Below are 14,965 nucleotides of genomic sequence, written 5' to 3'. Positions count from 1 at the left end.
CGTCCCCGGCCGTGTGCGATGGCACTGCTCGCGTGGGGGACAATGGAGATCCGCTTCCCCACCCCGCGAGCGATGGTGGACCGCGCAGGAAGGAGAAACGCGATGGATGACCAGTCGCATATGTACGAACTGGAGTTCCCGGCACCGCAGTTGTCCTCGGACGACGGTGCGGGCCCCGTGCTGGTGCACGGCCTGGAAGGTTTCACCGACGCCGGCCACGCCGTGCGCCTGGCGACCACCCATCTGCGCGAGAGCCTCGAATCGGAGCTGGTGGCGTCGTTCGATGTCGACGAGCTGCTCGACTACCGTTCGCGCCGCCCGCTGATGACGTTCAAAACCGATCATTTCGCCGATTACGCCGAGCCGGAACTGAACCTGTGGGCGCTGCGCGACACCGCGGGCACCCCGTTCCTGCTGCTCTCGGGCCTGGAACCGGATCTGCGCTGGGAGAAGTTCACCACCGCGGTGCGGCTGCTGGCCGAACAGCTGGGCGTGCGCCGCACGATCGGCCTTTCGGCGATTCCGATGGCGATCCCGCACACTCGTCCGCTCGGTGTCACCGCGCATTCCTCGGACAGTTCGCTGATCGGCGAGCACCAGCGCTGGCCGGGCGAGCTCCAGGTGCCCGGTAGCGCGTCGTCGCTGCTCGAGTACCGGATGGCCCAGCACGGCCATGAATCGGTCGGTTTCTCGGTCCATGTGCCGCATTACCTGGCTCAGACCGATTACCCCGAGGCCGCGCAGACCCTGCTGGAGAATCTCGCCGAGAACGCCGACCTCGATCTGCCGCTGTCGGCGCTGGGCGAGGCGGCCGCGCGGGTGCGTGAGCAGGTCGCCGAGCACATCGCGGGCAACGAGGAGGTGGAGACGGTCGTCACGGCGCTGGAACGCCAGTACGACAGCTTCGTCACCGCACAGGAACGCCAGTCCAGCCTGCTGGCCGCCGACGGTGAGCTGCCCAGCGGCGAGGAGCTCGGCGCGGAGTTCGAGCGCTTCCTGGCCGAGCAGGGCGGTTACGACGACACCTCCGGCGACGGTAAGGATCGACCCGCCTGACCCACTAGGGTTGGCCGAGTGGATCTGACCGACCTGCTGGAAATTCCCGGAACCGACGCCGACGCACTCTACGAGTCGTTCGCGCTGTGGGCCGCCGAGCGGGGCACAACGCTCTATCCCGCGCAGGACGAGGCGCTGATGGAGTTGGCGTCGGGGTCCAATGTCATTCTGGCGACCCCGACCGGCTCCGGAAAGTCCCTCGTCGCGGTCGGCGCGCACCTGTTCGCCATGGCCAACGGTCAGCGCAGCTACTACACCGCGCCGATCAAGGCGCTCGTGAGCGAGAAGTTCTTCGCGCTGTGCGAGGTGTTCGGCGCGGAGAACGTCGGCATGGTCACCGGTGACGCGGCGGTCAACGCCGACGCCCCGATCATCTGCGCCACCGCGGAGATCCTGGCGAACCTGGCATTGCGCGAGGGCGCCGACGCCGAGGTCGGCCAGATCGTGATGGACGAGTTCCACTTCTACGCCGACCCTGACCGCGGCTGGGCGTGGCAGGTGCCGCTCATCGAACTCCCCCGCGCCCAATTCCTGCTGATGTCGGCGACTTTGGGCGAAGTGGACTTCTTCGCCGCCGACCTCGAGGCGCGCACCGGCCGCTCCACCACGGTGGTCGCGGGCACCGAACGTCCTGTCCCGCTGACGTTCTCGTACGTGCGCACCCCCATCACCGAAACCCTCGAAGAGCTGGTGACCACCCACCAGGCGCCGGTCTACGTCGTGCACTTCACCCAGGCCTCCGCGCTCGAACGGGCCCAGGCGCTGACCAGTGTGAACTTCGCCTCGAAGGCCGAGAAGGAGGCGATCGCCGCCGCCATCGGCGATTTCCGGTTCGCGACCGGCTTCGGCAAGACCCTCTCACGCCTGATCCGCCACGGCATCGGCGTGCACCATGCGGGCATGCTGCCCAAATACCGCCGCCTGGTGGAAAAACTCGCCCAGGACGGCCTGTTGAAGGTCGTGTGCGGCACCGACACCCTCGGCGTCGGTATCAACGTCCCGATCCGCACGGTCCTGCTGACCGGCCTCACCAAGTACGACGGCGTGCGAACCCGCAGGCTCAAAGCCCGTGAGTTCCATCAGATCGCCGGTCGCGCCGGCCGCGCGGGCTACGACACCATGGGCACCGTGGTGGTGCAGGCGCCCGAGCACGAGGTGGAGAACACCCGCCTCATCGCCAAGGCGGGCGACGACCCGAAGAAGCAGCGAAAAGTGGTGCGCCGCAAGCCACCAGAGGGTTTCGTGTCGTGGAGCGAGGAGACCTTCGACCGTCTGATCTCCGCCCCGCCCGAGCCGATGGTGTCGCGCTTCGCGGTGACGAACTCGATGTTGCTCAACGTGATCGCCCGCCCCGGCAACTGTTTCTACGCCATGCGACACCTCCTCGAGGACAATCACGAGCCGCGCCCCGCGCAGCGAAAGCACATACTGCGAGCCCTACGGCTCTACCGTTCGCTGCGCGATGCCGGTGTGGTGCAACAACTTTCCGAACCCGACGCCAAGGGCCGGATGGCACGGCTCACCGTCGACCTGCAACGCGATTTCGCGCTCGATCAGCCACTGTCGCCGTTCGCGCTGGCCGCATTCGACCTCCTCGACCGCGAAAGCCCCACCTACACACTCGATGTCGTCTCGCTGATCGAGGCCACCCTCGAAGACCCGCGCCAACTGCTGATGGCACAGCAGCACAAGGCCCGTGGCGTCGCGGTCAACGAGATGAAGGCCGACGGCATCGAATACGAGGAGCGCATGGAACTCCTCGAGGAAGTCACCTGGCCCAAACCTCTTGCCGAACTGATCGATCCGATGTTCGAGACCTACCGCGCAGGCCACCCCTGGGTGTCGGAATTCGCGCCGTCGCCGAAGTCGGTGGTGCGCGACATGATCGAACGCGCGATGACCTTCGCCGAACTGATCTCGCACTACGAACTCACCCGCTCCGAAGGCGTGGTCCTGCGCTACCTCGCCGACGCCTACCGCGCCCTGCGCCGCACCGTCCCCGACGCCGCCCGCACCGAAGACCTCGACGACATCACCGAATGGCTCGGCGAACTCATCCGCCAGGTCGACTCGAGCCTCCTCGATGAATGGGAACAGCTCACCAACCCCGGCGCCGAGAACGACACCGAGCAGATCGCCTTCGGCGCCGAAACAGTGCGCCCCATCACCGCCAACGAACGCGCCTTCCGGATCATGGTCCGCAACGCCATGTTCCGCCGCGTGGAGCTGGCATCGCGGCGCCGCTGGTACGAACTCGACCAACTCGGTACCGGCCCCGACTGGGCCGAGGACTTCGCCCCCTACTTCGATGAGTACGCCACCATCGGCACCGGCCCGGACGCGCGTGGCCCACAGCTGTTCCAGATCGAGCAGCGGCCCGGTTTCTGGCACGTACGCCAGGTGATCGACGACCCGGCGGGCGATCACGGCTGGGCGCTCACCGCGATCGTGGATCTCGAGGAGTCCGACGCCGCGGGCGAGGTCGTGTTCGACGAGGTCACAGTCGCGGCAGGCTGAGTAATACCCGCTGCCTATGAACAATATGACGAATGTTTGACGAATTCGTTGTTGGGTAGGCGCCGCTGATAGTCTCTCCCGGCCCCCCAGGAGAAAGTTCACCGTGCCCGATTCGCCGTACCTTGTCATCGACCCCGAGCGGGTACGTACCAACTACCGAACCCTCGACGCCGCCGTCGCGGTCGGCACCAGGATCAGGTACGCGGTCAAGGCGGCACCGGTGGCCGAACTGATCACCCTCCTCGACGAGGAGGGCGCTGAATTCGACGTCGCCAGCATCGGCGAGATCGAGCAGTGCCTCGACCTCGGCGTGGCCCCCGAGCGGCTCTGCTACGGCAACCCGATCAAGAAGAGCGCCCACATCGGGCGCGCCTTCGCCCGCGGCGTGCGCCGCTACGCCTTCGACACCGAAGACGACCTCGACCGCATCGCCGAGCATGCCCCCGGCTCCGAGGTCGAATGCCGCTTCCTATCGAGCGCACCCGAATCACGCACCCCGTTCGGCACCAAGTTCGGCTGCGCGCCCACCGAGGCCCTGCGCCTGCTGGTGCGCGCCCGCGATCTCGGCCTCACCGTCGGTGGCCCGTACTTCCACGTCGGCTCCCAGCAGCTCGACCCGGCCGCATGGCGGATCGGCATCGAGCAGGCCGGTGCGATCGTGAAAGCCTTGGCGGACAAAGACATTCCCGTCGTCGCGGTGAACGTGGGCGGCGGTCTGCCGATCTCCTACGTCGACGCCGCCCCCGAACTCGACGCGATCGCGGCCGCCATCTCGAGCGCCGCCGCCGAGTTCCTGCCCGCGACCACCGGCCTGATCGTGGAACCCGGCCGTGCGCTGGTGGGCAACGCGGGCACCATCCACGCCGAAGTAGTCGGCGTTCGTTTCGCGCCGGATGGCCGGCGCTGGGTGTATCTCGACATCGGCCGATACAACGGTATGGCCGAGACGGAGAACGAGTACATCGCCTACCGTTTCGTCACCGATCGCGACGGCGATCCGGTGGACGAGGCGGTGGTCGCGGGTCCGACCTGCGACGGCGACGATGTACTGTATCAACGCACGAAGGTCCTTCTGCCGACCACGTTGCGAGCCGGTGACCGGATTCAGATCCTGCACACCGGCGCCTATACCGCGAGTTATTCGTCGGTGTCCTTCAATGGTTTTCCGCCCTTGACCGTTCATGTCTCGGGCGCTGAGCGAGAGTGAGTTTGCCCATGACGGCGGAATTCACCGGTTGGCACGTGCTGGCCGAGTTCGGTGGCGTCGACACAGCCCTGTGTGACGATCTCGAACGACTCGAATCGGCGTTGCGTGATTCGCTGCTCGCGGCGGGCGTCACCATCTGCGAAGTCGTCCACAAAAAGTTCGATCCGCAGGGGGTGACCGTCCTCGCGCTGTTGGCGGAGTCTCACGCCTCGATTCACACTTATCCGGAGTCCGGCGACATCTTCGTCGACGTCTTCACCTGCGGCAGCATCGGTGCGGGCGCGACGAAAGCCGTCGAGCTGCTCCGAGACAAGTTGTCCCCCACCACAGTTCGGATGCAGACGGTCCAGCGTGGCCACGGCGCCGAGAAGATCTACGAACCGGTGGGCGACGGCCTGACCCGGATCTGGGATCTGCACGAGGTGATCGTCGACACCAACACCCCGTTCCAGCACATGGTGATCGCGCGCACCGATCAGGGCATCTCCCTGTTCTCCGACGACGATCGTCAGTCCACCGAGTTCTCCCAGGTCACCTACCACGAGGCCATGATGGTCCCGGCGTTCGTGCTGGCGGAGAAGCTCGACCGGGTGCTGATCATCGGTTCCGGTGAGGGTGTGGCCTCGCAGATGTCGGTGGCGGCCGGGGCGACCCTGGTCGACCACGTCGACATCGATCAGCGCGAAGTGGAGCTGTGCGCCGAGCACCTGCCCTACGGCTACACCACCGAAGAGCTCACCGCCGCCGTCAAGCACGAGAGCCCGATCCACGTGCACTACGCCGACGGCTGGGACTTCCTGGCCAAGGCGCAGGAGGCGGGCACCCGCTACGACGTGATCGTCATCGATCTGCCCGACGAGCGCGTCGAGGACGCCCAGCACAACCGCCTCTACGAGTCGGAGTTCCTGTCCCGATGTAAGGCACTGCTGGCCCCCGGCGGCGTGCTGTCGGCCCAGGCGGGTTGCGCGACCATGTGGCGCAACGAGACGCTGAAGCGGTCGTGGGGTCGTTTCCAGGACCAGTTCGCCACCGTGGTCCCCTACGGCAGCGACGAGCACGAGTGGACCTTCCTGTTCGGCCTGAACGAGAAGATCGACGACCCGGTCCGCGGCATGCGCGACCGGCTGGCCCTGCTCCCCTACCGCGCCGAGACCATCGACGCGCGGGCACTGGAGCGCGGCGCGATCGAGCCGTACGCCTTGCGCGGCTGAGTGATCACATAACGGGCCGGAACGCTGTCGAGCGTTCCGGCCCGTTGCCGTTTCGCCCGGGTGCAGGACTTCGGTACCCGTCGGTCGCGGATGTTTGGCACTATGCGAGGGTGCTCGACCCAACAGATTCGCCTTCGCCCACCCCGCAGCCTCCCCTGTCGGGGACCGGTTCGATGCCGGTAGGGCGACCGTCCGCCCATCGCCCGCGCCTGGATGCGTTGTCCGCCGCCGGTATTCCCGCGCTCGCGGAGATGTTCACCGCCGCGCCGGAGACCGTCGACTTCACCCACCTGACCGGCGATCTGGTGATGCGGACGTTCCCGGTCCCCGGCACCCGGGTGCTCGGAGCGCTGATGAAACGCCCCGGATACTTCTGGATGGGCAAGTCATTTCGTCACGTGGACGGCGGGATGGCCTACGGGCACAATGTCTTACGTCTACTCGGCGGCATGCGAGCACTGAATTTCATTGCGACGGTGGGTGACTCCGAGTTCGACGGCCGGGCGGTGGTGCGCCTGGACTACGCCGATCCCCGCGTGGGCACGCCCGGACCCCTCCGCCGGGTCTATGACGAACTGCGCGAAATCGAACCAGGTCTGTGGCTGGGCCCCACCTACGCCAAACGGGGCGACAAACTGAAGTCAATGGGCTGGTTCGCCCTCGACGCCTCCGTCGAATTCGACGGTCCGCTCTGAGGTGACGCGCATTCGCCGGCTGCCGAGCCGCGGACGAACTGCCCACGGCTCGGCACCGGTGACTCAGCCCTGTGACGCGTGCTTGGCCCGATATTCGGCGACGTTGAGCCCACCCACACCCCAATCTGTCAGTGGCACTTCGTCGATCACCACGAAGGTGAGATTCGGGTCCTTACCGAGGACGTCGTAGAGCAGATCGGTCACGCCCTTGATGAGCTGTGCCTTCTGCTCGACGGTGACCCCTTCATCGGTGACCTTGATATTCACGAACGGCATGAGCGTGTCCTTTCGATGGGTGCAGCTCTCACAGGATGACCGGCGATCGGGCTGCTGCGGACCCGAATCCGTTGGGTATGACGACTTTTCGGTGCTTCAGGCCGCGCGGCCGGAAATGAAGCCGCCGTCGACGGGCAGGATGTGGCCGGTGACGAACTCCGCGTCGGCCAGATACAGCACGGCCGCGGTGGTCTCGGTGACCTCGCCCAGCCTCTCGAGCAGGGCGAACCCACCGAACACCTCGGCATTGGCATCCTGCAGGAGCGGTGTGCGCACGAAGCCGGGTGCGACAGCGTTGACACGGATCCGGTCGACGGCCAGTTCGGCCGCCAAACTGGTGGTCAGCGCGTGGATGGCGCCCTTGCTGGCCAGTGGCGCGGAGGCGGGAATCGCGGCGATCGGGTGGGTGACGAGCACCGTGCCGATATTGACGATGCTGCCGCCGCGACCCTGCGCACGCAGCTGACGAACCACCGCTTGGGTGGTGAAGTAGGTGCCCTTCAGGTTGCCGTCGAGGTAGCCGGTCAGTTCTTCCTCGGTAACCTCGGTGAACGGCGTCGCCGCGAACGTGCCCGCGTTGTTGACGAGCACATCCACCCCACCGAACCGCTCGACCGCGGCCGCGACCAACGCCGAACCCGTTGCGGGCGAACCGATATCGCCGACGACGGTCGCCGTGCGCTCCGGCGCGCCCAACTCCGCGGCCACCGCGGCGAGCTTGGCCTCGTCGCGCCCGTTGAGCACGACATTGTCGCCCCGTGCCACGACGGCACGGGCGACATCGCGCCCGATCCCGCTGGAGGATCCGGTCACGATGACCGTCTTGATGGTGGACATAATCGTCTTCCCTCTCATTTGATACGACCGGTCGTCTTGGAATGGGCAGCAGACGACCGGACGCTCCACCCGACCCGGATCAGGGCCGGAAGTAGTCGTCCAGCAGACGTTTCAAGCATTTGTGCAGCGGCTCGACGGTGCGCTGCAGTTTCATGCGGATCACAGCGCCCTCCCACGATTCGAGCAGCAGGTCGGCGAGGTCGACCGCGTCGATGTCGTCGCGCACCGACCCGGCGGCCTGCGCGGAGCGCAACGCCCCCGCGACACCGTCGCGCCAACCGGTCCAGGCGGTCGAAAGTTCTTCGCGCAGTACGTCACTGCCCTCGAGCTCGGCGGCGAGATTGGCGAGCAGGCAGCCGCCCGTGAAGTCGGTGCGCACGAACTCGGCGGTCTGGCGCTCGAAGAAGGTGCGCACGCCGACCAGCGGGTCGTCGGTGGAGCCGAAAGCGTCGGCGAGGTTGCGTTGGATGCACAGGGCGTGATGCTCGATCACGGATTGCGCGAACGTCTCTTTGCTGTCGAAGTAGTTGTAGAACGAGCCTTTCGGCACGCCGACCTTGTCGAGCACCTGCTTGATGCCGGTGCCGTGATAGCCGTTGGCCAGCAGGTCGGCCGCGCCCTCCTCGATGAGAAGTGCGCGAGTGTCATCGCTGCGCCGTGGTCGTGCCATGCGACGAACTATACGACCGGTCGTCTAGGAATTGCAAGGGGTTGAGCGAACCTCCGCCTCACACGCGGACGCCGAGCCTCGACATCGGCGCCTGCGTGCCGACGTCAGTCATCATCGACCCCGCGCGCCGCGAGCGCCTCGCCCATCGCGTCGGCCGTCCGCAGCGCTCGCACCAAGACCGGGGTGACCAACGCCGTCGCCGACCATGACACCCCGCGCGCTCGTCGCGCCTCGCCGACATCGTGGACGATCTGCGCCAGCAGCGGCACACACCGAATGGCAAGGGCGAGAAGCAGACTCACCCGTTCCGGGTTCACGCCGAGGCGACGTAGCGGGCCGAGGGCGCGGGTCAACGCGTCGAGCATGGCGGTCACCCGGGTGGTCACCGTGACCAGCGCCGCGAGTGCCACCGAGACGAGCAGCACTCCACAGACCACCACGGCTCGCGCGGGCGAGGTGGTGAGCAGCTGGAACACTCCGATGATCGCCGTCATCCACAGCACCGGGCGAATCTGCGCGAAGGCCACCCGCCAGGAAATGCGGGCGAGCGCGAACAAGCCCGCGACCAGGGCCGCGGCGATCAGCACGCCGAGCGGCCCACGCACGAACACGGTCATCGCGAGGATCGCGACCACCAACAGCGCCAGCTTCACCCCGGCCGGCATGCGGTGCAGCGGCGAGTCGCCGGGGCAGTACAGGCCGATCATTCGATCAATTGCCGATATGCGTCGATGGCGGGCACGGGCGGACCGTCGAAGACGACGGAACCGTTGTCCAGCACCACGACTCGATCGAAGCCGTCGAGCAATCCGAGCTGATGGGTCACCACGATCACCTGCTGATCGAGGGAGTTCAGCGCCTGCGACACCCGACGCGCGTTGCGCAGATCGAGCAGCGTGGTCGGTTCGTCGGCGACGATCACCTCGGGTTCACGGATCAGCGCGGAACCGATCGCGAGGAGTTGCTTCTGGCCGCCGGAGAGCAGGTGCGCGGGGTGGTCGGTGTGGGCGGCGAGGCCGAAGCGGTCGAGCATGCGCTGGACTCGTTCGGCGACCTCGGTTCTACTGAGCCCGCTGCGGCGCAGGGAGAAGGCGAGATCCTCGGCGACCGTCGGCATCACGATCTGGGTGTCGGGGTCGGTGAACACGAACCCGACCTTGCGCCGTACCTGCGCGCCTTTGCGGGCGACGTCGAGTCCGTCGACGGTGACCGCGCCCGTGGACGGCTTCAGCAGGCCGTTGAGCATGCGGGCCAGGGTCGATTTGCCGGACCCGTTGGCGCCGATGAACCCGACCCGACGTTCGGTGATCCGCAGATCGATCTCGCGCAGCACGGTGCGCTCACCGAAACGGTGACCGACCCCGCTGACGACGATCTCGCTCACGACGTCTTGGCGCCGATCAGTCCGGGGTACGCGCGGTGCACGCCCTTGGCGACGACGGTGGCGATCACGACCTTGGCCAGGTCGCCGGGCACGAACGCGAAGTTGGTCGACACCGCCGCCCACACCCCGAGATCGGTGCGCACCAGCAGGCCCGCAGTGCCGAACAGGTAGATGACTACGAGGCCACCGAGGGCATTGATCAGCAGACCGAACACCAGCGGATACTTGGGCAGGATCATGGCGGTCAGCAGACCGATGACCAGCGTCGCCGGAATCCAGCCGACCAGGTAGCCCGCCGTCGGCGAGGCCAGCGCGGTGAGTCCGGTGCGGCCACCGGAGAGCAGCGGCAGGCCGATCATGGTCAGCGCGATGAACACCGCCACCGCGGCTGTGCCCTTGCGGGCGCCCAGGATCGCGCCGGTGAGGATCACACCGAGGGTCTGCAGGGTGATGGGGACACCGCTGAAGCCGACGGTGATCGCACCGGGCAGGCCCAGGGCGGCGATCAGCGCCGCGAACACCGCGATCTGCGCCAGGTCCCTGGCGGCGAATCCGGTGGCCCGCTTCGGGGAGTTTTCGACTTCGGGCACGGCAGACATCCTTCACAGCAGAATTGAACGACGTTCAAAATAACAGGCGAGCTGCGCGGTCGCGCGGACGGAACGGCGACGTGCGCGCACGTGCGGCACCTTCGCGCGGGCACCGACGACACCCACCTCGGCTCGGGTGCGGCGTCAGAAGGGACGTTTGGAGCGGATGACGGCCGCCAGGAACTCATAATCGGCGGCACGTGCCGACGACGCGCGGAATGCCAGCCCGATCGTGCGGCCGGGCGCGGGGTCGGCGAAACGCGCGGTGTCGAGGGTGCCGCGCGCGGTCTCCGACGGCACCGCCATCTCCGGGATGAGTGTCACGCCGAGTCCGCCCGCCACGCACTGCACGACCGTGGTGAGCGAGGCGGCGCGGGTGTCGCCGACCGAGCCGGGGTGGATATCGGCCGAGCGGCACAGGTCGAGGGTCTGATCGCGCAGGCAGTGACCTTCGTCCAGGAGTAGCAGCGGCAGCTCTGCCAGCGCCGGCGCGGTCAGGTCCGTTCGCCCGGCCAGTTCGTGACCGCGCGGGGTGACCAACACGAATTCCTCACTATAGAGCGGTATTTCGACCAATCCGCTCGCTTCGGTCGGCAGCGCGAGCACCGCCACGTCGAGCACACCGGTGCGCAATCCGTCGAGCAGGCGCGAGGTCTGGTCCTCGACCACCTGCGGCACCACCCCGGGTAATTTCCGACTCAGTTCGGGCAGCAGCTCGGGCAGCACGTAGGGCGCGACCGTCGGAATGATGCCGAGGCGCAGCGTGCCGCCGAGGGTGTCGCCGGTGGCCGAGGCGACGAATCGGTCGGCCGCTTCCAGGGTCGCCATAGCTTGCGGAAGCAGCCGCATTCCGGCCGCGGTGACCAGCACGCGGCGGGTGCTGCGCTCGATCAACTGCAGTCCGAGTCCGTTTTCCAGTGATGCCAGCGCCTGCGATAACGTGGGTTGACTCACAGTCAAACGCGCTGCGGCGGTGCCGAAATGCCGGTATTCGGCGACGGCCACGAACGCACGCAGCTGCGACAGGGTTGGCTGATAAGTCTGATCACTCACACCTATCAGTCTACGGGCAGCAATCGGCTTTACCTTTCAGTAGGCTGACACCAACCACACCACCAATGAGGAGACGAAGCATGGCTCTGCTGACCATCGGCGACCAGTTCCCGGCATACAACCTCAAGGCCGTCATCGGAGGCGATCTCTCCAAGGTCGACGCACAGCAGCCCGACGACTACTTCACCCAGATCACCAGCGACGACTACGCGGGCAAGTGGCGCGTCGTGTTCTTCTGGCCCAAGGACTTCACCTTCGTGTGCCCGACCGAGATCGCCGCGTTCGGCAAGCTGAACGACGAGTTCGCCGACCGCGACACCCAGGTGCTCGGCGCCTCGGTGGACAACGAGTTCGTGCACTTCCAGTGGCGCGCCCAGCACGAGGATCTCAAGACCCTCCCGTTCCCGATGCTGTCGGACCTCAAGCGTGAACTGGCCACCGCCACCGGCGTTCTCAACGCCGACGGCGTCGCCGATCGCGCCACCTTCATCGTCGACCCGAACAACGAGGTGCAGTTCGTCTCGGTGACCGCCGGTTCGGTCGGCCGCAATGTCGACGAGGTGCTGCGCGTGCTCGACGCCCTGCAGTCCGACGAGCTGTGCGCCTGCAACTGGAAGAAGGGCGACCCGACCATCGACGCGGGCGAACTCCTTTCCGCCAGCGTCTGATTCACCACTTCCCCACCGAAACACCCCAGAGGAGCCCCACTGTCATGAGCATCGAGAACCTGAAGAACTCTCTTCCCGAGTACGCCAAGGACCTCAAGCTCAATCTGTCCTCGCTGGCACGCACCACGGTGCTCAACGAGCAGCAACTGTGGGGCACCCTTCTTGCCTCGGCCGCCGCCACCCGTTCGGCCACCACCCTGCGCGAGATCGCCGAAGAGGCAGCCGACGTGCTGTCCGCGGAGGCGTACGACGCCGCGCTGGGTGCCGCGTCGATCATGGGCATGAACAATGTGTTCTACCGCGGTAAGGCGTTCCTGGACGGTCGTTACGACGACCTGCGCGCGGGTCTGCGGATGAACATCATCGGCAACCCGGGCGTCGACAAGGCCGATTTCGAGCTGTGGTCGTTCGCGGTCTCCTCGATCAACGGTTGCGCGCACTGCCTCGAGGCGCACGAGAAGACGCTGCGCGAGGCCGGTGTGTCGCGCGAGGTGATCTTCGAGTCGCTGCGCGCGGCCGCGATCGTCGCCGGCGTCGGCCAGGCGGTGGCGTCGACCGAGGCGCTGGCCTCGGCGGCTGTCTGATATTTCGCCGTAAAGCGGCCCCGATCCGGATCTTCCGGGTCGGGGCCGCTTTCGTCGCCGGAGTCGCTGCAGGGTTGCCCCGTGCCACTGGACGGCCGGTAGGCTCGCGATCATGAATGCACATGATGTGCCCGATGCCCCGGATATCCAGGTCGAGGTCGTCCGAGTGTTCACCGATCCGGCCGGAAATTTCGGCAATGCGCTGGGGGTCGCCCGCGCGGGCGATGTCGTCGCTCTCGACAAACAGGAACTGGCCGCGCGACTCGGTTTCAGCGAGACCACGGTGGTCTCCGATCCCGTGGACGGCGTGGCCGATGTCCGCATCTACACACCCGCCGTCGAACTGCCCTTCGCCGGGCATCCCACCGTCGGCACCGCGTGGTGGCTGGACCTGCAGCGCACGCCGGTACACACACTGAACGTGCCAGCGGGGCCGGTGGCCGTCACCCAGACCGACGGTCTGACCTGGATCACCGCGCGTGCCGAGTGGGCGCCGAAATTCGACTTCCAGCAGGTGGGTTCGGTCGATGAACTCACCGCGCTCACACCTGGCGACTTCACCGAGGGTCAGCACTATTTCTGGGCCTGGGTCGACGAAACGCGCGGCACGGTGCGTTCGCGGATGTTCGCGCCCGCGATGGGCATCGCCGAGGACGAGGCGACCGGGGCGGCCGCGGTCGCGCTCACCGCGCAGTTGCGGCGCGGACTGATCATCACGCAGGGGCAGGGCTCACAGCTCTACACCGAATGGGACTCCGACGGCTGGGTCCGCCTCGGCGGGCGGGTCGCCGAAGACCACGTGGTGGTGCTCTAACTCTCCGTCCCACTGCCGAAGCGGCGCAGCCAGGGCGGTCTCGTCGTCCAGTGGCCGCGCCGCGGCGGTGCGGCGCCCAGGTCGGCGAGGATGCGGGTTTCGAGGTTGCGGGGCGGGGTGTGCTGGTCGTCGGCGGCCAGCTGGGCCAGCATTTCGTGCACACCCCGCACGCGAGAGGCGAACTGCGACAGGCTGTTCGGTGTGGTGGCGGTGAGCTTGTTCTCGATGTGGTGGTGTTCGAGTTCGGCGACCGCGTCGAGGGCGTAGGCGTCGGCCAGGGACAGGACCGAGCCGGGCGGGCACCACGACTGTCTGGCCGTCCACCGGTCGATCCGCTGTTCGGCGAGGCGTTCGATGCTCTCGGCCAGCAGTCTGGTGACCATCGGCACGCGCAGGCCGAGTTCGCGGCCGATGGCGCGGTAGGTGCGGCCACCGTAGTAGGCGAGGACGAAGATTTCGCAGCGGCTGTCGAGGGGGTCGTCGAAGCCGAGTCGGGCCGCGGCCGCCAGCCATGGCATGTCGTCGCCGCCGCGGCGGTCCAGGCGGAGGCGCTGAACGGCGAGGCGGTGGATCTGGGCGAGTAGCCAGGATTGGTCGGGGGTGAATGCCGGGGTGTCGGGGCCGATCCGGGCAGAAGGTGCGCCGGGGTGGTTCGTTCCGGGAAGTTCCGTGCCGGGCCCACCCGCACTCGACCACTGCGCACCGAGGGGGCCGAAGCCCGGCGTGGCCTGGCCAGGGAGGTCTGCCCGAATGTTGCCGTGGTCAGCGTGGGGAGCGGCGGTTTCGATCTGATCTGGGCGGGAAAAGCCAGGGTCGGCGGGGATTCGGTGGTGGGGACCGGGATGTATGTCGATGCCCTCGTGCCGAAACTCCGGGTAGTCGGCGCCGAGATCCGGTCCATGGGCACGCGAGTCTGCATCGCCGTGGTCGGTGCTCGCACGGTCGGACAGGCGGGCGCCGTCGTGGGTATAGACGACACCGCGACCGAATGCGATGTCCATCGAACCGTAGGTGTGGGGTGCCAGGTCGGACCGCTTTTCGGTGGCGACGAATGCCGAACGGCCCCATGGGGTCCCGAGATCGGGGCCGTGCTGTGGTACCTGGTCCTGTGCGTTGTCCGTCGCGAATTCCGGCGAGTGGGAGTCGGATTCACGGTCGTCTTCGTCGACGATCCACTGCGCGGCTCGCGCACGCCGGTATCCCTCGCGGACAACGTCTTCGGCTGCGCCGCGACGGTGCAGTACCCGCAGCGCCAGGCCGAACGCGGCGGCACCGGTGGCGCGGTAGAGCGCGCGCATCTCCTCGCGATCGTCGGCGCCGATGTCGGGTGCGCGTGAGGCCGCACCGCGAGCTCCCGGTGTCGATCCGGGACCGCGCTGCCCGCTCATCGTCGAATTCCTGCC

At 67.3% G+C, this 14,965-nt stretch carries 16 protein-coding genes; 8 read left to right on the top strand and 8 right to left on the bottom strand.

Features of this window, described 5'->3' with window-relative positions:
* Positions 1–102 precede the first annotated feature (102 nt).
* The 5 genes from ACFW6D_RS25220 (at position 103) to ACFW6D_RS25200 (ending at position 6,686) form a co-directional block, all read left to right on the top strand.
* Positions 103–1,056, top strand: coding sequence for a proteasome assembly chaperone family protein (locus ACFW6D_RS25220; protein WP_379231984.1), 954 nt, complete (start codon positions 103–105; stop codon positions 1,054–1,056).
* Positions 1,057–1,074: 18 nt separating this feature from the next.
* Positions 1,075–3,573 carry a DEAD/DEAH box helicase gene (locus ACFW6D_RS25215; RefSeq protein WP_379331996.1) on the top strand — a complete coding sequence of 833 codons (2,499 nt, stop codon included), beginning with the start codon at positions 1,075–1,077 and terminating at the stop codon, positions 3,571–3,573.
* Between the two features lie 103 nt (positions 3,574–3,676).
* Positions 3,677–4,780 (top strand): type III PLP-dependent enzyme, encoded by a 1,104-nt coding sequence (locus ACFW6D_RS25210; protein WP_379331994.1) that lies wholly within the window; start codon positions 3,677–3,679, stop codon positions 4,778–4,780.
* A gap of 8 nt (positions 4,781–4,788) precedes the next feature.
* Positions 4,789–5,991: an adenosylmethionine decarboxylase gene (speD, locus tag ACFW6D_RS25205; protein ID WP_379331992.1), complete on the top strand. Its 1,203-nt coding sequence runs from the start codon at positions 4,789–4,791 to the stop codon at positions 5,989–5,991.
* Positions 5,992–6,164: 173 nt separating this feature from the next.
* Entirely contained in the window at positions 6,165–6,686 is a 522-nt protein-coding gene (locus tag ACFW6D_RS25200) for a hypothetical protein (RefSeq protein ID WP_379331990.1), read from the top strand.
* 63 nt (positions 6,687–6,749) lie between these two features.
* Here ACFW6D_RS25200 and ACFW6D_RS25195 read toward each other — a convergent pair whose 3' ends face one another.
* From ACFW6D_RS25195 to ACFW6D_RS25165, 7 genes are all read right to left on the bottom strand, one after another.
* Positions 6,750–6,962: a 4-oxalocrotonate tautomerase family protein gene (locus tag ACFW6D_RS25195; protein ID WP_379231975.1), complete on the bottom strand. Its 213-nt coding sequence runs from the start codon at positions 6,960–6,962 to the stop codon at positions 6,750–6,752.
* Between the two features lie 96 nt (positions 6,963–7,058).
* Positions 7,059–7,799: an SDR family NAD(P)-dependent oxidoreductase gene (locus ACFW6D_RS25190; RefSeq protein ID WP_379331988.1), complete on the bottom strand. Its 741-nt coding sequence runs from the start codon at positions 7,797–7,799 to the stop codon at positions 7,059–7,061.
* A gap of 79 nt (positions 7,800–7,878) precedes the next feature.
* On the bottom strand, positions 7,879–8,469 hold the full coding sequence (locus tag ACFW6D_RS25185; RefSeq protein WP_379331986.1) for a TetR family transcriptional regulator C-terminal domain-containing protein: 591 nt from the start codon (positions 8,467–8,469) through the stop codon (positions 7,879–7,881).
* Between the two features lie 104 nt (positions 8,470–8,573).
* Positions 8,574–9,176 carry an energy-coupling factor transporter transmembrane component T family protein gene (locus ACFW6D_RS25180; RefSeq protein ID WP_379331985.1) on the bottom strand — a complete coding sequence of 201 codons (603 nt, stop codon included), beginning with the start codon at positions 9,174–9,176 and terminating at the stop codon, positions 8,574–8,576.
* On the bottom strand, positions 9,173–9,853 hold the full coding sequence (locus tag ACFW6D_RS25175) for an energy-coupling factor ABC transporter ATP-binding protein (protein WP_379331983.1): 681 nt from the start codon (positions 9,851–9,853) through the stop codon (positions 9,173–9,175). Before ACFW6D_RS25175 ends, ACFW6D_RS25180 begins: the two co-directional genes overlap by 4 nt.
* Complete coding sequence (locus ACFW6D_RS25170) at positions 9,850–10,452, bottom strand: biotin transporter BioY (protein ID WP_379331981.1); 603 nt, start codon at positions 10,450–10,452, stop codon at positions 9,850–9,852. Before ACFW6D_RS25170 ends, ACFW6D_RS25175 begins: the two co-directional genes overlap by 4 nt.
* A gap of 135 nt (positions 10,453–10,587) precedes the next feature.
* On the bottom strand, positions 10,588–11,496 hold the full coding sequence (locus ACFW6D_RS25165; RefSeq protein WP_379331979.1) for a LysR substrate-binding domain-containing protein: 909 nt from the start codon (positions 11,494–11,496) through the stop codon (positions 10,588–10,590).
* Between the two features lie 80 nt (positions 11,497–11,576).
* Between ACFW6D_RS25165 and ACFW6D_RS25160 the strand changes: the two genes are divergently transcribed.
* The 3 genes from ACFW6D_RS25160 to ACFW6D_RS25150 all read left to right on the top strand — a co-directional run bounded on the left by ACFW6D_RS25160 (position 11,577) and on the right by ACFW6D_RS25150 (position 13,562).
* Entirely contained in the window at positions 11,577–12,164 is a 588-nt protein-coding gene (locus ACFW6D_RS25160) for a peroxiredoxin (RefSeq protein WP_378551676.1), read from the top strand.
* Positions 12,165–12,208: 44 nt separating this feature from the next.
* The gene (locus tag ACFW6D_RS25155) at positions 12,209–12,748 is read left to right on the top strand and encodes a carboxymuconolactone decarboxylase family protein (protein WP_378905620.1); all 540 of its coding nucleotides are present in this window, start codon (positions 12,209–12,211) and stop codon (positions 12,746–12,748) included.
* A gap of 112 nt (positions 12,749–12,860) precedes the next feature.
* Positions 12,861–13,562 carry a PhzF family phenazine biosynthesis protein gene (locus ACFW6D_RS25150; RefSeq protein ID WP_379331977.1) on the top strand — a complete coding sequence of 234 codons (702 nt, stop codon included), beginning with the start codon at positions 12,861–12,863 and terminating at the stop codon, positions 13,560–13,562.
* Here ACFW6D_RS25150 and ACFW6D_RS25145 read toward each other — a convergent pair.
* Positions 13,559–14,950: a hypothetical protein gene (locus ACFW6D_RS25145; protein ID WP_379331975.1), complete on the bottom strand. Its 1,392-nt coding sequence runs from the start codon at positions 14,948–14,950 to the stop codon at positions 13,559–13,561. The two genes, ACFW6D_RS25150 and ACFW6D_RS25145, sit on opposite strands and share 4 nt — an antisense overlap.
* Positions 14,951–14,965 lie beyond the last annotated feature (15 nt).

Source organism: Nocardia sp. NPDC058705 (assembly GCF_042749305.1).
Lineage (GTDB): Bacteria > Actinomycetota > Actinomycetes > Mycobacteriales > Mycobacteriaceae > Nocardia.
This window is presented reverse-complemented; position numbering and strand designations above follow the sequence as displayed.